19 protein-coding genes are annotated in these 18,007 nt (G+C 63.6%); 2 read left to right on the forward strand and 17 right to left on the reverse strand.

Annotation, left to right across the window (positions count from 1 at the left end; translation table 11 throughout):
• Positions 1–6: 6 nt before the first annotated feature.
• From TQ98_RS18740 to flgF, 12 genes are read right to left on the reverse strand one after another with little or no spacing between them, the layout of a single operon-like run.
• The gene (locus TQ98_RS18740; RefSeq protein WP_044870409.1) at positions 7–1,284 is read right to left on the reverse strand and encodes an ATP-grasp domain-containing protein; all 1,278 of its coding nucleotides are present in this window, start codon (positions 1,282–1,284) and stop codon (positions 7–9) included.
• Positions 1,277–2,836 carry a CDP-glycerol glycerophosphotransferase family protein gene (locus TQ98_RS18745; protein WP_052659132.1) on the reverse strand — a complete coding sequence of 520 codons (1,560 nt, stop codon included), beginning with the start codon at positions 2,834–2,836 and terminating at the stop codon, positions 1,277–1,279. The genes TQ98_RS18740 and TQ98_RS18745 overlap by 8 nt, the downstream gene beginning before the upstream one ends.
• Complete coding sequence (locus TQ98_RS18750; protein ID WP_052659133.1) at positions 2,833–3,828, reverse strand: FkbM family methyltransferase; 996 nt, start codon at positions 3,826–3,828, stop codon at positions 2,833–2,835. Before TQ98_RS18750 ends, TQ98_RS18745 begins: the two co-directional genes overlap by 4 nt.
• Positions 3,828–4,295: an adenylyltransferase/cytidyltransferase family protein gene (locus TQ98_RS18755; protein WP_044870410.1), complete on the reverse strand. Its 468-nt coding sequence runs from the start codon at positions 4,293–4,295 to the stop codon at positions 3,828–3,830. Before TQ98_RS18755 ends, TQ98_RS18750 begins: the two co-directional genes overlap by 1 nt.
• Before the next feature lie 59 nt (positions 4,296–4,354).
• A complete protein-coding gene (locus TQ98_RS18760) occupies positions 4,355–5,050 on the reverse strand; it encodes an acyltransferase (protein ID WP_044870411.1) in 696 nt (231 codons plus the stop codon).
• Positions 5,051–5,087: 37 nt separating this feature from the next.
• Complete coding sequence (flgL, locus tag TQ98_RS18765; protein WP_044870412.1) at positions 5,088–6,335, reverse strand: flagellar hook-associated protein FlgL; 1,248 nt, start codon at positions 6,333–6,335, stop codon at positions 5,088–5,090.
• 11 nt (positions 6,336–6,346) lie between these two features.
• Complete coding sequence (gene flgK, locus TQ98_RS18770) at positions 6,347–8,401, reverse strand: flagellar hook-associated protein FlgK (protein ID WP_044870413.1); 2,055 nt, start codon at positions 8,399–8,401, stop codon at positions 6,347–6,349.
• 9 nt (positions 8,402–8,410) lie between these two features.
• The gene (flgJ, locus tag TQ98_RS18775) at positions 8,411–9,556 is read right to left on the reverse strand and encodes a flagellar assembly peptidoglycan hydrolase FlgJ (protein ID WP_044870414.1); all 1,146 of its coding nucleotides are present in this window, start codon (positions 9,554–9,556) and stop codon (positions 8,411–8,413) included.
• Between the two features lie 10 nt (positions 9,557–9,566).
• A complete protein-coding gene (locus TQ98_RS18780; RefSeq protein ID WP_044870683.1) occupies positions 9,567–10,667 on the reverse strand; it encodes a flagellar basal body P-ring protein FlgI in 1,101 nt (366 codons plus the stop codon).
• Between the two features lie 11 nt (positions 10,668–10,678).
• Positions 10,679–11,392, reverse strand: a complete 714-nt coding sequence (gene flgH, locus TQ98_RS18785) for a flagellar basal body L-ring protein FlgH (protein WP_044870415.1) — start codon at positions 11,390–11,392, stop codon at positions 10,679–10,681.
• An 18-nt stretch (positions 11,393–11,410) separates the two neighbouring features.
• Positions 11,411–12,196, reverse strand: coding sequence for a flagellar basal-body rod protein FlgG (gene flgG / locus TQ98_RS18790; RefSeq protein WP_044870416.1), 786 nt, complete (start codon positions 12,194–12,196; stop codon positions 11,411–11,413).
• A 45-nt stretch (positions 12,197–12,241) separates the two neighbouring features.
• Positions 12,242–12,985 (reverse strand): flagellar basal-body rod protein FlgF, encoded by a 744-nt coding sequence (gene flgF / locus TQ98_RS18795; RefSeq protein WP_044870684.1) that lies wholly within the window; start codon positions 12,983–12,985, stop codon positions 12,242–12,244.
• Between flgF and TQ98_RS27675 the strand changes: the two genes are divergently transcribed.
• The gene (locus tag TQ98_RS27675) at positions 12,984–13,223 is read left to right on the forward strand and encodes a hypothetical protein (protein ID WP_146036029.1); all 240 of its coding nucleotides are present in this window, start codon (positions 12,984–12,986) and stop codon (positions 13,221–13,223) included. The genes flgF and TQ98_RS27675 overlap by 2 nt on opposite strands.
• A 53-nt stretch (positions 13,224–13,276) precedes the next feature.
• Here TQ98_RS27675 and flgE read toward each other — a convergent pair whose 3' ends face one another.
• The 5 genes from flgE to TQ98_RS18820 all read right to left on the reverse strand — a co-directional run bounded on the left by flgE (position 13,277) and on the right by TQ98_RS18820 (position 17,254).
• The gene (gene flgE / locus TQ98_RS18800; protein ID WP_044870417.1) at positions 13,277–14,614 is read right to left on the reverse strand and encodes a flagellar hook protein FlgE; all 1,338 of its coding nucleotides are present in this window, start codon (positions 14,612–14,614) and stop codon (positions 13,277–13,279) included.
• 45 nt (positions 14,615–14,659) lie between these two features.
• Positions 14,660–15,343: a flagellar hook assembly protein FlgD gene (gene flgD, locus TQ98_RS18805; protein ID WP_044870418.1), complete on the reverse strand. Its 684-nt coding sequence runs from the start codon at positions 15,341–15,343 to the stop codon at positions 14,660–14,662.
• A gap of 17 nt (positions 15,344–15,360) precedes the next feature.
• A complete protein-coding gene (gene flgC / locus TQ98_RS18810) occupies positions 15,361–15,807 on the reverse strand; it encodes a flagellar basal body rod protein FlgC (protein WP_044870419.1) in 447 nt (148 codons plus the stop codon).
• 14 nt (positions 15,808–15,821) lie between these two features.
• The gene (gene flgB / locus TQ98_RS18815; RefSeq protein ID WP_044870420.1) at positions 15,822–16,229 is read right to left on the reverse strand and encodes a flagellar basal body rod protein FlgB; all 408 of its coding nucleotides are present in this window, start codon (positions 16,227–16,229) and stop codon (positions 15,822–15,824) included.
• 320 nt (positions 16,230–16,549) lie between these two features.
• Positions 16,550–17,254: an NAD(P)H-dependent oxidoreductase gene (locus tag TQ98_RS18820; RefSeq protein WP_044870421.1), complete on the reverse strand. Its 705-nt coding sequence runs from the start codon at positions 17,252–17,254 to the stop codon at positions 16,550–16,552.
• Positions 17,255–17,511: 257 nt separating this feature from the next.
• Between TQ98_RS18820 and TQ98_RS18825 the strand changes: the two genes are divergently transcribed.
• A complete protein-coding gene (locus tag TQ98_RS18825) occupies positions 17,512–17,946 on the forward strand; it encodes an Rrf2 family transcriptional regulator (RefSeq protein WP_044870422.1) in 435 nt (144 codons plus the stop codon).
• The last annotated feature ends 61 nt before the right edge of the window (positions 17,947–18,007 follow it).

An 18,007-nucleotide genomic window follows, 5' to 3' on the forward strand; every position in this document is an offset into this window, starting at 1 on the left:
GCCAGCTCAGGCGCGCCAGTCCAGCAATTGTTCGATGGCATCCAGGTCGAAAACCGGGATGCCCAGGGTCCGGCTCACGTCCAGGCGTTCGCGGTAGGCGTCGTCGATGAAGATGGCGCGCTCCGGGCGATCGATGGCGGCGCTCTTGGGCGAGCCATCCTGGATATGGATGATCCTGGCGAACAGTTCCGGGGCAATGCGGAATCGCGCCAGGGTTTCGCCGGGGCAACCCGCATGGCGGGTGATCAACACGACCTCCACGTTCCGCGCCTGCCACTGGTAGATCAACGCCATCAGCAACGCATTGACCTGCCCACGCAGGATCAGGGTGTCATCCAGGTCGAGGTAGACCCGCTCGTACGCCAGGTCCACCTTGAAACAGTTCTTCAGCGCCCGATCCATCCGAATCGGATGCGTCTGGGCGATTACCGAGAAGGCCAGGCCGGCGTGAGCGTAGAGGCTCAGCAACGGATAGTTGATGCCAAGGTTGCGTGACAGGCCCATGGAGCCGGCAATGCGCGGCGCCACCTCCAACAGTTTGAGGCGGCCGTCACGGGCACGCCGGAGCTGGAAGAACCAGGCACCCTTGAAACGGAAGACCTCGGCCAGTCGCCCGGCGATGACCTCCACTTCCTCTCCCAGGTCCGCCGGCAGCGTCCGCACGCTGATACCGGACTTGACCCGCGCCCGCTGGCGGGGAGAAGCCTTGAGCAATCGTCCCGTGGCGTCGGCAATGCAGTCGACGGTGAATTCCTCGCCCGGAAGGTACTCGGAGAAGACGTACTCGATGCCGGAGTCCAGAAGTTGCCGGTGGCGGGTGACATCGTCTACCCGTTCCGCGCCCTGGCTCCCCTGCCCCACCGCCGGCTTGGCGAAGATCGGATACTCGGTCGCCAGGCCGATCACGGCCTCGGGCACGAAGTCGCAGCCGGCGAGGTGAGCATAGGTAGCGTTCTTGTTGCGGCAGATTCGTGCCAGTTCCAGCTCAGGTACCACGGCCGGGGCCGCCAACCGCTCGGATTCCTCGGCCAGGCGCAGGATCACACTGTCATGGGCCGGCAGGATCCAGTCGATCTGCCACTCATCAATCAACTCGTTCAACCGGTCGATGAAATCCGGCGAATTGACCTGGGCTTCGATCTGCCGGTAGCGGGCATAGACGAACTCCCCGTGGTCGGACACCGAGGACACGCCGTACAACTCGACGTCCTTGCAGTATTTGAGCGCCCCGTGGATTTCGAGACCGATCTCGGAACCGCAGGGAAAGACCAGAACCTTAAACATTGCGGGCATCACCAAACACGGCCTGGACCACGCGCCGGGCGACCCGGCCGTCGTTCAGGGAAGCGAAGCGCTGCTGGAAGGCCTGGTAGCGGGGCTTGTACTCGCGCGCCACACGGTCGAGGTCGCCCAGCAGGGCCAGCAGCTCATCGTTGCTCTGTGCCACGGGACCGGGCAGGTCTTCATGCACGTCCAGGTAAAAACCGCGGATGGCCGATGCGTAGAGTTCCAGGTCGTAGCAATAGAACAGGATGGGACGGCCCGTCACCGCGAAGTCGAAGAAGACCGACGAGTAATCGGTGATCAGCACATCGGCGAGCATGCACAGCTCATTGACGTCGTCCAGGTGCGACAGGTCGCGCACATTCGACGGCAAGGCATTGTGGTCCAGCGTCTCGGCCACCAGGTGGTGGGCCTTGATCAGCAGTACCTGGTCATCGGCCAGGCTGGCGGAGAGGCGGTCCAGGTCCAGTTGCAGGTCGAAGGCGTGCTGCCAGGCACCGATCGCCTTGTGGTCACGCCAGGTAGGCGCATAGAGGATGAAGCGCTTGTCCTCCGGCAGTCCCAGGCTCCTGGCCAGGGCCGGCCGGTCCAGGTTGGCGTCCAGCAACGGATCGGTGAGCGGGTAGCCCAGCTCCAGCACCTCGCCTTCGTAGCGGAAGGCCCGACGGAAGACTTCGCTGGAGTAAGCGTTCTCGCTCAGCAGCAAGGTCCAGGCGCGAGACTCGCGGTAGAAGTTGTCGCGGGCGTCCATTTCCGGGCCGCTCACTTCGATGTCGAACGACAGTTTCTTCAGCGGCGTGCCGTGCCAGGCTTGCAGATAGAGGGTTTCCTCCTTGCGTCCATGCACCGGGAAGATGACGTTGTTCACCCGGTATTTGGCCTGGGCCAGCAAGCGGAAGTACTCCGGCGAGCCGCGCCGGACCACCTCGGGATCACCCGGAATGGGTCGGCTGCCGTTGTACGACCAGACGCAGCGCAGGTCCGGGCGCACGCGGCGCAGCTCTTCGTAGATATAGCGGGGGTTACCCGAGTAGCTCTTGCCGAGGAAGCTCTCGAAAATCACCAGGTTCTCATCCAGCGGCAACTCGGCCAGGTAACGGGCGAATGCTTGCTTGGCGTTCTCTCCCGCCGTGGCACGGGCATGGAATTCCCGCGGCGCACCGTAGAACACCAGGGAGCTGGCGCTATCGCTCAGGTAGGCGGACAGCCCACGCTCGCCGATGGCCTGGTTGAAGAAATGCCGGGGCGTGTCGTCGTCCGGGCGCTGGCCCAGCAGGTGGCACTCGCTGCGGCTGCCGTCGGCCAGCACCAGTTCCACGCGCACATCCCAGCGGGTCTCGTCGTCACTGAAGCAGGCCAGCGGAATCCGCACCGCGAAACCGGTCTCGCCGCGCTGGGCGGCGAACACCGTCGACACCTTGGCGCGTCGCCCGACCAGCAGCAGGCGACACGCCTCGACCTGACCCACGCCGTCGAGCGTCAGGCAAAGGTCCTCGCCGTCCAGACAGATGCCGTCGGGCACCGGCAGCCACAGCAATGCCTCGCCGGTCATGCGTGAGATCCCGTGGCCACCGGTTCAGCCAGCAGCACGGCCTCCCAGCCGTGGGTCAACTGCACCCACTTGAAGCACAAGCGATAGTCCAGCCCCGTTTCCTCAAGGAAGCGCGGGATGGTGATGATGTCGTCCCACTTGTGATAGAGGCAGAGCGCCAGACGCGGGCGGAAGTGCCGGATGGTATTGATCGCCCCCTTGAGCGCGGGCATTTCCGCCCCCTCGATATCCATCTTGATCAGGTCCACGCGCTCCAACCTGTTGCGGATCACGTAATCGTCCAGGGTGATGGTCTCGACCTGCTCTTCCAGCGCGTCGTTGGCCATCACCGAAGTCGCGCCCTGCAGCGCTGCGGGCTTGACCCCCAGGGTCTGGCCGGAACAGTCGGTCAGCGCCAGGCGGTTGACCCGCACTTTGTCGGTGATGCCATTCAGCTCGTTGTTGTAATGGAACAGACGCAGGTTCTCGTCGAGCACCTCGAAGGCATGGACGAAGCAGTCGCCATCGGTTTTCACGCAGAACAGCGCCGCCGTGTCGCCGATGAAGCCGCCGGCATCGATGATGACGTCGCCCGCGCGCACGCGGAATTCCTTGTGCTCGTACTGGTTGTAGTAGATGTCGTGGACACTCAGCACCCAGTTGTAGGCGGCCAGCCTGAAGTCGTAACCCTGCAGGCGCATGTCCTGCAGCTTGTAGCGCCCGCCCTCGATGGACAGCGCCTCGCACTCCTGGGTCTTTACCCTTTCAACCATTTCCAGGTAGCGGCTCATTTCCACCGGGTTCACCTGGTCCAGGCCGCCCCAGCGCTTGAGCAACCAGGTCACGAAACGCTGGCGGTCATCCCCGTCGAGCTTCTCGTAGAGCCTTGTGGAAATCTGCGACCAGTGCGCGGCGTACTTCTTCATCAGGCGGGCAAAGGCCAGAAGTTGCTCGTCGCCCTGGATGGATTCCATGCGCTCGATCAGGTCAGCCAGCAGAACACTCATTTTCATCAGAGATCGCCCTTGAGCGCCTTCAGCAGGTGGAAGGTGTTGGTGATATGGCGGTCGTCGGCCAGAAATTGGCCCAGCGACTCGCGCAGTTCGGTAGAAGAAACGCCACGGGTGCGCTCCAGGTAGACGACCTGACAGAGGTCCTTCAGATGGTCGAAGCGCCCCTGCCAGTCACTGCCCATGACGAAGGTGTCCACCTGGTACTCGCGGATGTCACCGACCTTCTGCTCCCAGGAATGCTCCGGGATCACCAGATCCACGCAGCTCAGCGACTCGATGATCTCCTTGCGCTCGTCAAAGGGGATCAGAGCTTTCTTGCCCTTGAGCGCATTGAACTCGTCGGTGGACACCGCGACGATGGTCCGCTCGCCCAGTTCGCGCATCCGCTTGAGCAGGCGCAGGTGGCCGACGTGGAACACATCGAACGTGCCGTAGGTGATGACTGTTCCCAAGCTTGATTTGCCCATGTGCGGACCACCTGTGTCTAAGCCGCCGGCTCGATGGCTGCGGACGTTGTGTGCACTACTCAATCCCGGGTTTCGTTCCAGTAAGCGGACCTGGCGATGCAGTCGGCGTCGGGCTTCAAGTAGGGCTCGTCGAACGACAGGTGCGGACGCTCCCAGGCGATGTCCTGCCGTACCACCCGCGCCGGGACACCGGCGGCGATGCAGTTGTTCGGCAGGCGCCCCTTCACCAGGGCGTCCATGCCGATCACCGAGCCTTCGCCGATGTCGGCGCCGCCGAGAATCCTGGCGTTGTAGCCAAGCCAGACGTGGTTGCCGATGACGATGTTTCGCGCCGGATTCACACGCTTGCCGGTGCGCACGTCGAAGATCGGGTGCGCATCGTCGGTTCGCAACTGATTGCCCGAGGCGAACATGCAATCCTCGCCGATGGTCACGGTCGCCAGTTCACTGGCATCGATGAAGCAGTGCGCCGTACAGGTGACGTTGTGGCCGATGCGAACGCGGCTGCCCTGCCCTATCCGCACCAGCCCCTTGAAAGCATCGTCCCAGTCGTTGCGGCCCAGCTCGAAATAACCTTCGGAACAATTGAACTCGACGGTGAGCCGCTTGATGCGCGAGCCCGCGTCGATCACCACATGGTTGTTCGCACCGCGGAACACCACCTTCACGCCGTCCAGCAGTGTCGGGCAGTGGATACGGTTGCCGCGGGCATCCTGGTAGTCCTGGACGCCCTCAAGGATCACGGGCTCTTGCATGCTTTCACTCAAGCGATAGGTAAAGGCGGCGGTGCGATCACAGCTTGTTGAACAGCGTCAGTGAAGCGATCTTCACGTAGCTCTGCTGAGAGGCTTCCAGGATGATCGACTGGAACGACAGCCGCGACAGCGCCTCGGCATAGTCCAGCTCCCGCAGGTCGGCCTGCACGCCTTGGTTCACCAGGGTCACGTCCTCGTTGTCGGTCAGCGTGGACTCCACCACGTTCAGGCGCGCGCCGATATTGCCGCGCACCGAATCCACCACCGTCATCCCGTTATCCAGGTTGGTCAGTGCCTCTGCCACCGAATCACGCACCTGAAGGTTGCCCGCTGGGGTATCCGGAGAATTCTCCAGCGCCATGCGCAGGTTGGCGATGGTGTCGAGGATTCCCTGTTTCTGTTCGTTGGGCTGCGGCACCACCTCTACCGTTTCGCCCCCTACCGGAACGCCGTCGAACTTGATGCTCATGCCACGGAACACCACCTGGTCGGCGGTCTTGGTGTCCGTGTCGATGGCACCGCTGCCGAGCACCGGCGTAGTGGTGCCCATCTCGAAGATCTCGTAGCTGTTGGCATTCGGGTTGCCGAACACGATCTGCACGCCAGCATCCGGGAACGGCGGGTTACCGGAGAAGGCGACCTCGTCCTGTACCAGCGGCGCCGAGGGGCTCAGGGTGGAGCCGGCCGGGCTGTTGGTCAGGGCGCTGTCCAGGCGACCGGCATTGATCACGTTCTCGAACACCTGCTTGCCGTTGTCGCTGATCGGCACCTGCAAGGAGCTGGCGATCTGCAGCTTTCGCTGGCCTTCATCGCCCGTGTAGCTGTAGCTGCCGTCGGCGTTTCGCACGAAAGGTTGGGTCTTGCCCTGGAAGCCGGAGAAGAGGTACTCGCCCCGCGCGTTGCGGGTGTTCATCAGGCTCATCAACTCGTCCTCACGCTCCCGGAGCTCGGCGGCGAGGGACTTGCGGTCGTCGGCGCTGAGGGCGCCGTTGCCGGCCTCCCCCGCCAGTTCGCGCACGCGCTGGAGCACCGTGTTCACCGAGTTCAGCGTCACCTCTTCCTGGTTCAGGCTGTTCTGGGCCGCAGTCAGGTTGGAGGCGTACTGCTCCAGCACGCCCTGTTGCTGGTCCAGTTGCAGGAGGCGCACCGAGGCCACGGGATCGTCCGCTGGCGTAAGGATGCGGTTGCCGGTGCTGATCTGTTCCTGCGTACGGGTGACGTTCGAGTAGTTCCGTTGCAGGCCCGACACGCCATTGTTGTATTGCTGGATCGTGGAAATGCGCATGGCGGGCTCCGTTAGCGGAAGGTGCTCATCAAGGTATCGAACAGGCTGCGCGCAACTTGAATCACTTGCGACGAGGCGTTGTAGTACTGCTCGAACTTGATCAGGTTGGCCGCCTCTTCGTCCAGGCTCACCGCCGAGAGCGAGTCGCGGTTGTCCGTCGCCTGTTTGAGGATTGCCGTGCTGGCATCGCTGTCCACCCGCGCCTGGGCCGTCAGGGTGCCCACCCGCTCCACCAGGTCGCCATAGCTGTCGGTGAAACTGGAGCCGGTGCCGGCCACCAGGTCGTCGACGCCGACTGCGGCCTTGGTCTGCAGATCCACCAGCTTGAGGGCGTTGCGGTTGTCGGAAACGCCATTGCTGTTGAAGGCCAGGCTGAAGCTGTCGCCGGTTTCCGCCCGTCCGCTGAAGCTCTGGGTGATCTGGTAATCCTGGGTGGTGGCCGGAGTGCCGGTGGTAACCGAAACGGTGTAGCTCAGCTGGTTGGTCTGCCCCGGCGTCACGTTCAATGTTCCGGAAGACGGCTGGGTGATGGTCACGCCGGCCGGCAAACCGGAGAACGACAGTGTCCCGCTGGGCGAGCCAGCGGTGTAGTTCAGGGTGATGGATGAGATCGCCGCCAGATGAGCCTGGCTCATGGGGGTCAGCGTATTGGTAATGCTGGGCTGACCAATGGCGCCGGTGCCCTTGTTCTGCAGATTGGCTTGCGCCTGCAGCGGTGCGGCGAAGGCCAGTTGGTCCGCCTGGTCCAGCACGGCGGCGATGTCCTTGGCCCCGGTACGCGTGGGCTGCAGGATGTACTTGTCACCGGTGGTGGGCGGCGGTACCCCCAGGGCAATCTGGAAGCCCTGGTCGCGACCGGAGCTGTCCTTGATGGTCAGGGTGCCGGATGGCGTGCTGTCGCTGACCACCATTTGCTGGTTGTCGCTCAGGCGGCGCACCGTGTAAGGCGGCGTTGCCGTGGCGTCGTACTCCATCTGGTAGTCGCTGGTGCCGAGCAGGCTTGTATTGGTGATGTTCAGGGCCGGCTGGGCATTGCTGTTGCCGGCGAAGGCCTTCACCCGCAGGGCCGCCAGGGACGGATCGTTATAGTTGCCGAACAGCGCCGCGCCCACCTGCCCTTTCAGGTCCAGGCCCTGGCCAAGCTGAGTGTTCACCTGGTCGGTGATCGACATGGCCAGGCGGCCCAGGGTGTTCAGGCTGGCATCCAGGGTTTCGCTGCGGTAGCGGATCAGGCCACCCAGTTCACCGCCGCTGAGCAGCGAGGTGACGCCCTGGCGCGAATCGCCGCTGACGAATTCCAGCTCGAAGCGGTTGGGGTCACCCTGGCCGGGTACTGCTTCCAGACGGTTGGCGGAACTGCCGACTACCAGCGGCTGGCCCGTGCCGACGAAGATGCTCTGGGTGCCGTCGCTCTGGGGCACCACGCTCACCCCCACGTAGGTGGAAAGCTGGCGGATCGCCTCGTCGCGGGAGTCCAGCAGGTCGTTGGGCACCTGGCCGCTGGAAGAGGCCACAGCGATGGCATCGTTGAGGCTGGCAATGGAGCCGGCCAGGCGGTTCACCTGGTCTGCTACCGAGGACATCTGCTTGTTCAGCGAGTCGTTCTGGGCGTTCAGACGGTCGTATACGGTGTTGAAGCGTCGTGCCAGGCCGCCCGCTTCGGACAGCACCAGCTGGCGCGCCGGGATGTTGGCGGGGTCTTCGGCAGCAGTCTGCATGGCCGCGAAGAAGCTCTTCAGCGACGGCGTGACGCCGGTGGTGGTGCCGGACAGCAGCGAGTCGAGTTGGTCGATCTGGCTCTTGTAGGCCTCCACATCGCTGCTGAGCGAAGTGGTATTGCGCAGCTGCGCGGTCAGGAACTCGCTGTAGCTGCGTCGAATATCCGTCAGGGTGGCGCCGCTGCCGATATAACCCGCACCGGAAAACTGCGGCAGCGTGGTGGACTGCGTCGCGCTCTGCCGGGAGAAACCGGGCGTGTTGACGTTGGAGATGTTGTGGCCGGTGATGGTGAGCTGCGTCTGGCTCACGCGCAGTCCCGACAAGCCAATGTTCAGTAAGTCAGCCATGACTCAGTCTCATATCCTGGTGGTCGGGGTGTCGACGGAAGCGACAGCCTGGTAGACCTGCATGCCACGTGCGATCTGGGAAATCTTGCGGGCGTACTGGGGGTCGGTGGCGTAGCCGGCCTTCTGCAGCTCGCGAATGAATTGCTCCGGCTTTTCGGCAGAGTCCAGCGCGTCCTGGTAGCGGTCGTTGTTCTGCAGGAAGCTCACGTAGTCGTGGAAGCTCTGCTCGAAGGAGTCGTAGCCACGGAACGACGCCGATTCCTTCACCGCCTTGCCACCCTTGTATTCGGTGGTCATCACCCGCGCGGAATCACCTTCCCAGCCCTTGTGCGCCTTGATGCCGAACAGGTTGTGGCTGCTGTCGCCATCGGCCTGACGGATGATGGATTTGCCCCAGCCGGTTTCCAGCGCGGCCTGGGCCACCAGGTAACGGGGGTCGACGCCGATGCGCTCGGCGGCCTTCTCGGCCATCGGCAGCAGGGTCTGGATGAAATCGTTGCGCGAGGCGAACACACGCTTGCCAACACCCTTGGTGGCCTCGACGCTCTGGCTCTCCGGCACAGTCATGGAAGCGGCCCAGTCGCTGCCGACCAGGGGCTTGCCCGCCACCTGCTCGGGGGACGGCACGATGCCGGCCACCTGACGGTCGCTGAGCCTGCTCGGCAGGGACAGGCGACGCTGGTTGAGCAGCCGGGAGTCGTCGCGGGTCGGGGTACTGGCCTCGGAACTCTTGGCCACCTGCTTGCTGCCCTGGGCCGGCCAGTTCGCCTGGGTATTGGACTGCACCTGGGCGAAGGGATTGGGCCGCTGCGCGTGGCCGGTCTTGGACAGCTGGCGGGCCAGCACATCGGCCAGGCCCACACCACCCTGCTTGGACAGGGTCACGGCCAGCTGCTGGTCGTGCATGTCCTGGTAGGTCTTGGTCTCGTTGCTGTTCAGGTAGTTGCCTTCGGCGAAGGCTTCGCCGGCCTGACGCATGGACTTCATCATCTCGTTGAGGAACAGCGACTCGAACTCCTGGGCCACCTTGCGGATGTTGCCCTCGCTGTCGCGATCCTTGCCGGCCTTGAGCTGGCTGAGCCGGTTCAGGTCGGTGTAGGCGCCGCTGTCCAGTTTGGAGCCGGTGGCGAGGCCTGCGGAGAGTCTGGAGTTCATCGCCCGTTCCTTAAATCACGATCAGGTCAGCTTGCAGGGCACCGGCCTGCTTCAGCGCTTCGAGAATGGCCATCAGGTCGGACGGAGCCGCGCCCACCTGGTTCACCGCACGCACGATCTCGTCGAGGGTGGTGCCCGGACCGAACTTGAACATCGGCTTGGCCTCTTCCTCGGCGTTGACCTTGGAGCGCGGCACCACGGCGGTCTGGCCGCCGGAGAAGGCTTCGGGCTGGCTGACGATGGGGTCTTCGGTGATGGTCACGGTGAGGCTTCCGTGGGTCACGGCGGCCGGCTGCACCTTCACGTTCTGGCCGATGACGATGGTGCCGGTGCGGGAGTTGATGATGACCTTGGCCACGGCCTGGCCGGCCTCGATCTCCAGGTTCTCGATCACCGACAGGTAGTCCACCCGCTGGTTCGGGTCCAGCGGCGCACTGACCCGCACCGAGCCGCCGTCGATGGCCTGGGCCACGCCCGGACCGAGCAGTTCATTGAGCTTGTCGACGATGTTCTTGGCCGTGGTGAAATCCGGACGGTTGAGGTTCAGGGTCAGCGAGTTGCCCTGCTCGAAACCGCTCGGTACCGGGCGCTCGACCGTAGCGCCGGACGGAATGCGGCCGGACGACGGGACGTTGACGGTGATCTTCGAGCCGTCGCTGCCCTCGGCGTCGAAACCGCCCACCACCAGGTTGCCCTGGGCGATGGCGTAGACGTTGCCGTCGATACCCTTGAGCGGGCTCATCAGCAGGCTGCCGCCGCGCAGGCTCTTGGCGTTGCCGATGGAGGAAATGGTGACGTCGATGGTCTGGCCGGGCTTGGCGAACGGCGGCAGGTCGGCATGGATGGACACCGCCGCGACGTTCTTCAGCTGCACGTTGCCGACGCTGGCCGGCACCTTGATGCCGAACTGCGCCAGCATGTTGTTGAAGGTCTGCAAGGTGAACGGCGTCTGGGTGGTCTGGTCGCCGGTGCCGTTCAGGCCTACCACCAGGCCGTAGCCGATCAACTGGTTGGTCCGCACGCCCTGGATGCTCGCCAGGTCCTTCAGGCGCTCGGCCTGGGCGGCGCCTGCGGCGAGCAGCAGGCAGAGGGCGGTGATCAGTCGCTTCATGGTCAGCCTCATCAGAACGGGAACAGCGGGCTCATGAAGAACCGGTCGAACCAGCCGGGCTGGCTGGCATCGGCGAAGGCGCCGGTGCCGGAATAGGTGATGCGCGCATCCGCCACACGGGTGGACGGCACGGTGTTGTCGGTGCCGATATCGTCGGCGCGGACCATGCCGGCGATACGCACCAGCTCGTCGCCGGTGTTCAGGGTCAGCCACTTCTCGCCACGAACCGCGAGGATGCCGTTGGGCAGCACTTCGGACACGGTGACCGTAATGGAGCCGGACAGGCTGTTGCTCTGCCCCGCCTTGGCGTCGCCCTTGGTGTCGCGCGTGGCGTTGTATTCCGCGTCCAGGGACAGGCGCGCGGCATCCAGCGGGTTGAGGCCGCCATTGGGGTTGTTCACCGAGACGCCGCCGCCGAACAGCGAGGTCAGGCCGATATTGGCGTTGCTGTCCTTCTGGATCTGCGAGTTGGCGTTCTTGCTCGCCTGGGTGCGCTCGTTGAGGGTGATGGTGATGATGTCGCCCACCCGGTAGGCCTTGCGGTCATCGTAGAGGTTGGTCTCGAAACCGGCCTGGTAGATGGCTCCGTTGGATTGCGCGGCCGGCAGCGGGGTACGCGGCAGCACGGGGGCGTAGTACGGGTCGTTCGGTCGCGGAGCCGGCTGCACACAGCCCTGGATGAGGGTGATACCGAGCAGCGGGAGAAGAATGATCAGCCGGTTCATGGCGACTACCTCAAGGCGTTACAGGTTCTGCGTGACGAATGCGAGCATCTGGTCGGCGGTGGAGATGACCTTGGAGTTCATCTCATAGGCGCGCTGGGTGGTGATCATGTTCACCAGTTCCTCGACCACGCTGACGTTGGAGTTTTCCAGGGTGTTCTGCAGCACGGGGCCCAGGCCGTTGAGACCCGGAGTACCGACCTGGGGCGCGCCGCTGGAGGCGGTTTCCAGGAACAGGTTGTTGCCGATGGCCTGCAGGCCCGCCGGGTTGACGAAGTCGGCGGTCTGGATGTTGCCGATCACCTGGGCGGCGGGGTTGCCCACGGTGGTCACGGAGACGGTGCCGTCCTCGCCTACGGTGAAGGTCTGCACTTCGCCTGGCAGCACGATGGCCGGCTCCAGGGCGAAGCCCTGGGAGGTGACGACCTGGCCGTCGGAGTTCAGGTGGAAGCTGCCGTCGCGGGTGTAGGAAACGGTGCCGTCGGGCAGCAGCACCTGGAAGAAGCCGCGACCGTTCACGGCCATGTCCAGCGGTTGCTCGGTGGTCTGCAGGCTGCCCTGGGTGAAGATCTTCTGGGTGCCGGCGATGCGCACACCGGTACCCAGTTGCAGGCCGGTGGGCAACTCGCTGTCCTGGCTGCTCTGACCACCCGGCTGGCGGCGGATCTGGTACAGCAGGTCTTCGAACTCGGCGCGGTCGCGCTTGAAGCCCGTGGTCGAGACGTTCGCCAGGTTGTTGGAAATGGTGGTCAGGTTCATGTCCTGGGCGGACAGGCCGGTCTTGCTGACCCAGAGTGCCGGAAGCATCTATTTCTCCTCGGGCGCCGGAATCATGGCGCCGCGTACTGGTGATTAGCTGAACTGCATGACCCGTGCCATCGCCGAGGCGTCGTCCTCGGCGGTACGCATCATCTTCACGGAAAGCTCGAATTGGCGGGACAGCGAGAGGATTGCGGTCATTTCTTCCACGGCGTTGACGTTGCTCGCTTCGAGGAAGCCGGAGGTCACGCGCACGTTGGCATCGGCCTGCACCGGCTGCTGCGGGTCCTTGACCCGGATCATGCCGTCCTCGCCCTTCTGCAGTTGCTTGGGATCGGGGTTGACCAGCTTGATGCGGTCCACCTCGGCCATCACGCTGGGGTTCTCGCCCAGGGCGCGGATGCTGATGGTGCCGTCCTGGCCGATCTCCACTTTCTGCTCCGGCGGAATGGCAATGGGACCGCCATTGCCCATGACCGGCAAACCATTGCCGGTGCGCAACTGGCCGAGGGCATCGATCTTCAGGCTGGCGGTGCGCACATAGGCTTCACTGCCGTCCGGGGCCTGGACGGCGATCCAGCCCTCCCCTTCAATGGCCACGTCCATATCACGACCGGTTTCCTGCAGGGCGCCGGGGGTGAAATCGGTGCCGGGGCGCTCGGTCATGGCATAGACCCGCGACGGAAAGCTGTCACCGAACACCGGCATGGAACGCGCCTGCTCGAAATCGCGGCGGAAACCGGTGGTGGAGATGTTCGCCAGGTTGTTGGCGTGGGCGCGCTGAGCCAGGGTGTTCTGGCTGGCTCCGCTCATCGCGACGTAAAGCATCTTGTCCATGAATTTCTCCGAGTGGGCGTTGCCGCCCTTGGCGCTTTGCTCGCTATCCAGCAAGCGCCGTGCCAAGCAGAAAATTCATTCGCAACAGATTGAATTAAAAGGATTTTTCAAAAAAGAAAAAGGCCCTTCAAAGGGCCTTGTCAAAGTGCTGGCGGCGAGGGGATGCCGCCACCGGCAAGGGAGTTTGCCGCCTGGGGCCGGTAACTCGGCCCCTGCTGGGTGGGTCGGTGAAGCGTGACTCACCCTACGAAACTCAATGACACGGAGAGGTGAGCGAGCTAGAGCCACCTATCAACGCAGGTTGATGATGGTCTGGGTCACCGCGTCTTCCGTCTGGATGGTCTTGGCGTTGGCCTGGTAGTTGCGCTGGGCGACGATCAGGTTCACCAACTGGTCCGACAGCTCGACGTTGGAGTCTTCCAGGGCACCGGCCTGCAGGGCACCCAGGGTGCCGGAGCGCGGAGTGCCCACCACCGGCTCGCCGGATTCGAAGGACTGCACCCAGCCGGTCTTGCCCACCGGGCTCAGGCCCTGGACGTTGGCGAAGTTGGCGAGGATGACCTGGCCCTGCACCTTGGACTGGCCGTTGGTGTAGCGGGCGAAGATCACGCCGGTGTCATCGATTTCCAGTCCCGCCAGTTGGCCGGTGGTGTAGCCGTCCTGGCTGATGCTGTTGACGGCGAAGGCGCTGGAGTACTGGCTGGAACCGCGGATATCGATGCTGATGCCGGTCGCGCTGGCAACCGCGCCGTTGGCCGACCAGTTGGCCGGGGTGCCGCCATCGGACGACGCCGGAACCCAGTCGTCCATGTTCATCAGGCCGGTTGCCGGGTCGTAGTTCAACGCGCCACCCGTCGCCATGCCTGCGGTATCCAGAGAGCCATCGGCATTGAACAGCAGGTTCATGGAGTGTGGGGTGGTGTTGCTCGGGTCGGACGGGTTACGCCCGTCCACCAGCACCGACATGGTCCAGTTGTTGGTCACCGGCGGCGTGGCGGCCGGGTCGGCGTTGTTGATGAAGTACTGGGTCATGACATGGGCGTTGCCCTGGGAGTCATAGATGTTGACCGAGGTGGACGAGGTGTAGGTCGTCGGGTCGCTCGGATCGAACGGCGTATTGGTCGGCGCCTTGGTGGTGGAGTTCAGGTTGAACTTCTGTGCGACCTGGGTAGTGGCTTTCGGCGCCTGGTTCGAGGTCTGGACCTGCAGATCGCTGACCACGCCGTTCTGCACATTGCCGTTGCCATCCACCCCGTAGCCCTGCAGGCGGTAACCGAAGTTGTTGACGATGTAGCCGTTGCGGTCGGTACCGAAGTAACCGGCGCGGGTATAGCTGACCTCGCCGTTGTTGCTGGTCTGGAAGAAGCCGTTGCCGTTGATGGCCAGGTCCAGGGCGTTCTGGGTGTAGTTGATGTTGCCCTGGTTGAACAATTGGGACACGTCACCCAGCGACACACCACTGCCCTGCGCATTCTTGCCGGTGCCGAGCACCGAGGCGGCATAGACGTCGGCGAACTCCGCGCGGGACTGCTTGAAGCCCGCAGTACCGGCGTTGGCGATGTTGTTGCCGGTGACGTTGAGGTCGCTGGTCGCTGCCCGCAGGCCGCTGAGACCGATGTTGAACGCCATTGTTATCTCCTTTGCCGGTGCTTCCCGGCGTTCTGAACCGGGAAGTTACTGACCGATGACCTGGACCTTGGACAGGCCGACACTGCCGATGCCGGCAAGGTTGAGCATCAGCTCACCGCCGTTCTGACCGAGGGTGACGCTGTCGACGTTGGCCGGCAGCATGGTGTACAGCCCCTTGGTCTCGCCGTCGTACTGGGCCTGCGCTTCGAACTTGTACGTGCCGGGCGGCATGAGATTGCCGCTGGAATCCTTGCCGTCCCACATGAAGCTGACAGAACCGGCCGACTGCTGGCCCAGGTTGACGCGGGTCACCATGGCGCCGTTGTTGTCGTAGACATTGACCCAGACGTTGCTGCTGGATACGGGCAGGCTGGCGCTTGCCTTGAAGGTTTCGGACGTATCCACCACTGCCTTGTCGGACGGCACGATCACCTTGCGGCCCACCAGGGATGAAGCCTGCAGCGCCTGGGACGACTGATAGCCGGAGAGCAGCGAGCCCATGCTGGTGTTCAGCTTCTCGATGCCTTCCACCTGGCTGAACTGCGCCAGTTGGGCAATGAACTCGCCATTCTCCTGGGGCGCCAGCGGGTCCTGGTTGTTCAATTGAGCGACCAGCAGTTCGAGGAACTCGTTCTTGCCGAGGTCCTTGCTGGACGTGGTCTCGTTCTTGAGTGCGTACTGATCGAGGATCGACTGGGTGTCGTTCGTCGCGATGTTGCTGATACTCATGCTGTTCCCTCGCGCTATCACTGACCCAGGGTCAGCACTTTCTGCATCATCTGCTTGGCGGTGTTCATCATTTCCACGTTGGTCTGGAAGGACCGGCTGGCGGAGATCATGTCCGCCATTTCCTCGACCACGTTGACGTTCGGGTAGTACACGTAGCCTTCGGCGTTGGCCGCCGGATGGTTGGGCTCGTAACGCGGCGTCAGGGTGCTCTGGTCTTCCACGACGCCGAGCACCTGCACACCGGCACCGGACTCGTCCTGGTCGGCGAACAGCGAGCCGCGGTCGCCATTGCCCAGGTTGTCCTGGAGCACGGTGGCGAATACCGGGTGACGGGCGCGGTAGGTCTGGTCGAGGCTGGAGGAAACGGTTTCGGCGTTGGCGATGTTGCTGGAGATGGTGTTCAGCCGAGTGTTCTGGGCACTCATGCCGGTGCCGGCGATGTTGAAGATGCTGGACAGGGACATGGCTAGGCTCTCCGTTATTCGCCGCGCAGGGCGTTCATCAGCCCTTTGAACTTGCTATTGAGGAAGGTGAAGCTGGCCTGGAACTGCATGGCGTTCTCGGTGTAGTTCGACTGCTCCAGCTGCGGGTCCACGGTGTTCTGGTCGAGGGCGGCTTGGAACGGAACGCGGTACTTCAACGACGCGTCGCCCATGTCGAAGCCTTCCGCGGCGATGTGCTGCTCGTTGGTCCGGGTCGCCTGGAACGCGCCCTGGGACGCTTTCTGTGCCTGCTGAGCCAGCACACTGGCGAAGTCCAGGTCGCGAGCCTTGTAGTTCGGAGTGTCGGCGTTGGCGATGTTGTTGGCCAGCACCTCGCCACGCTGGGCGCGGAAGCCGAGGGCTTGCTGGTGGATGCCGAGGGCCTTTTCGAAGCTGATGCTCATGTCCGGAACCTTTGCCAGTGGCAATGTGGTTTTGCTTGCCAGACATTCAGCAAAGGCCGTGCCACTTTTATTTTTCCTTTATTTTCAATGTCTTGAAGGAAAAACGAGCGGCAATAAGCGGCAATGGGGTTCCGCTGGTCACTCTGGAGCGGCAAAGCGGCAAGGGGTGTTTGCCGCTGGTTGCCGCCTTGCTGGCGGTATCGCGAGGGTCATCTCGTAGGGTGCGCTGTGCGCACCAGCCATTGCGCGCGGGGATTCCGGTGCGCACGGCGCACCCTACCCGGAAATGAAAAGGCCGCCCTTGGGCGGCCTTGCTGCACTCATCGCGCCAGCGGGTACAACCTGTCGTCGAACTGGTCCAGGCGCGGGAACTGGAGCGGTGCCTCCTGCTCCAAGTTCTGCAGGCGTGCCTGGTAGTCGCGCAGGAAATCCTGGCGGGCCTCGTTGCTGATGTAGGGCACATGCCAGCCCACGAAGGGCGGCAGCACCTCCAGGCCGACATAGGCCAGGGTGCCGCGCAGCAGCGGGCGCAGCATGTCTTCCAGCGGACCGTGGATGGCGCCCTCGCCAAACATGTGCTCACGCCCGCCCAGGGTCAGGGTCACCAGGGCCTTCTTGCCGGCCAGCCCGCCCTGGTCGTAGAAGCGCTTGCCGCCGTAGCAGACGCCCGAGACCAGCACCCGGTCGATCCAGCCCTTGAGCATGGCCGGCACCGAGAACCAGTAGAGCGGGAAGTTGAAGATCAGGAGGTCGGCCCAGAGCAGCTTGTCCAGCTCCGCCTGGATGTCCGGGGCGAGGCTGCCGGCCTTGACGCCCTCGCGCTGCTCCAGGGCATAGACCAGGTAGTCCGGGTTGGCCCGCCCGGAAAAGTCGGAGGCCGACGCCACCGGGTTCCAGTTCATCGCGTAGAGGTCGGAAACCTGCACCTGGTGCCCCTGCCCCTGCAGCGTTTCCACCGCCAGGTCGCGCAGGGCGCTGGTGAAGGACTGCGGTTCGGGGTGAGCGTGGACGATCAATACATTCATCGGATTACCTTCTGGATCAAGCGGAAATGGCGGGCCGGCCGCGCTGCATCACCACCACCTCGTCGGCTAGGGCGCGCACCGTGGCGAAATTGTGGGTGAGGTCGTGCGTCTTAATTGTTATCGCGATCGAAACATTAACAATTACTCCGAGCGAACTCCAGTGGTGGCATTCGCGTCTGGACGGGGCATTTACTATTTGTTATCCACTCAATAACCTTTCGCCGTCGCCCACCGCCGCTGCACCCGGAACCTTTCCCATGAGCCAGTCGACCCGCCTGATCACGGCGTCCTACATCCTCTCCTTCGTGGCCGCGAACGCTCCGCAGAAACTGCGTACCGAGACCATCGCCAAATGGGTGAAGGTGCATCCGACACGGGTGCGCAATCTGGTCTCGCAATTGGTCAAGGCCGACATCCTCAAATCCCAGCGCGGTGCCGGCGGTGGACTTACCCTCGCCCGCCCGCCGCAGCAGATCACCCTGCGAGAGGTCTACGATGCGGTGCAGGAAAGCTCCCTGATCGCCGAAAAGATCGACAACCCCTTCTCGGGCATGGAAGACCACTGCAAGGTCTATGACGTCTTTACCCGGCTGTTCGCCCTGCTCGAAGCCAACGTCCGCCTGGATCTGGAAAAGATCACCGCCGACCAACTGTTCGTCGCCTTCGACTCGCCGCTCGAAGCCGAGGACTGAAACCCGCCCCTCAAACCTCCCCTGGAATTGAGCAGAGCCGTCGCCACCTGCAGGAGCAAGG

It is taken from the genome of Pseudomonas sp. LFM046 (assembly GCF_000949385.2).
GTDB lineage: Bacteria > Pseudomonadota > Gammaproteobacteria > Pseudomonadales > Pseudomonadaceae > Metapseudomonas.

Bases quoted from the DNA above. Each gene is read 5' to 3' on its own strand.
- flgE (WP_044870417.1), bottom strand. From the start codon at position 14,614: ATGGCGTTCAACATCGGTCTCAGCGGCCTGCGGGCAGCGACCAGCGAC.
- TQ98_RS18820 (WP_044870421.1), bottom strand. From the start codon at position 17,254: ATGAATGTATTGATCGTCCACGCTCACCCCGAACCGCAGTCCTTCACC.
- TQ98_RS27675 (WP_146036029.1), top strand. From the start codon at position 12,984: ATGAATTTCTCCGAGTGGGCGTTGCCGCCCTTGGCGCTTTGCTCGCTA.
- flgG (WP_044870416.1), bottom strand. From the start codon at position 12,196: ATGCTTCCGGCACTCTGGGTCAGCAAGACCGGCCTGTCCGCCCAGGAC.
- flgH (WP_044870415.1), bottom strand. From the start codon at position 11,392: ATGAACCGGCTGATCATTCTTCTCCCGCTGCTCGGTATCACCCTCATC.
- flgL (WP_044870412.1), bottom strand. From the start codon at position 6,335: ATGCGCATTTCCACGATCCAGCAATACAACAATGGCGTGTCGGGCCTG.
- flgC (WP_044870419.1), bottom strand. From the start codon at position 15,807: ATGTCCCTGTCCAGCATCTTCAACATCGCCGGCACCGGCATGAGTGCC.
- flgF (WP_044870684.1), bottom strand. From the start codon at position 12,985: ATGGACAAGATGCTTTACGTCGCGATGAGCGGAGCCAGCCAGAACACC.
- TQ98_RS18780 (WP_044870683.1), bottom strand. From the start codon at position 10,667: ATGAAGCGACTGATCACCGCCCTCTGCCTGCTGCTCGCCGCAGGCGCC.
- TQ98_RS18750 (WP_052659133.1), bottom strand. From the start codon at position 3,828: ATGAAAATGAGTGTTCTGCTGGCTGACCTGATCGAGCGCATGGAATCC.
- TQ98_RS18740 (WP_044870409.1), bottom strand. From the start codon at position 1,284: ATGTTTAAGGTTCTGGTCTTTCCCTGCGGTTCCGAGATCGGTCTCGAA.
- TQ98_RS18825 (WP_044870422.1), top strand. From the start codon at position 17,512: ATGAGCCAGTCGACCCGCCTGATCACGGCGTCCTACATCCTCTCCTTC.
- flgD (WP_044870418.1), bottom strand. From the start codon at position 15,343: ATGAGTATCAGCAACATCGCGACGAACGACACCCAGTCGATCCTCGAT.
- flgK (WP_044870413.1), bottom strand. From the start codon at position 8,401: ATGGCTGACTTACTGAACATTGGCTTGTCGGGACTGCGCGTGAGCCAG.
- flgJ (WP_044870414.1), bottom strand. From the start codon at position 9,556: ATGAACTCCAGACTCTCCGCAGGCCTCGCCACCGGCTCCAAACTGGAC.
- TQ98_RS18755 (WP_044870410.1), bottom strand. From the start codon at position 4,295: ATGGGCAAATCAAGCTTGGGAACAGTCATCACCTACGGCACGTTCGAT.
- TQ98_RS18745 (WP_052659132.1), bottom strand. From the start codon at position 2,836: ATGACCGGCGAGGCATTGCTGTGGCTGCCGGTGCCCGACGGCATCTGT.
- flgB (WP_044870420.1), bottom strand. From the start codon at position 16,229: ATGAGCATCAGCTTCGAAAAGGCCCTCGGCATCCACCAGCAAGCCCTC.
- TQ98_RS18760 (WP_044870411.1), bottom strand. From the start codon at position 5,050: ATGCAAGAGCCCGTGATCCTTGAGGGCGTCCAGGACTACCAGGATGCC.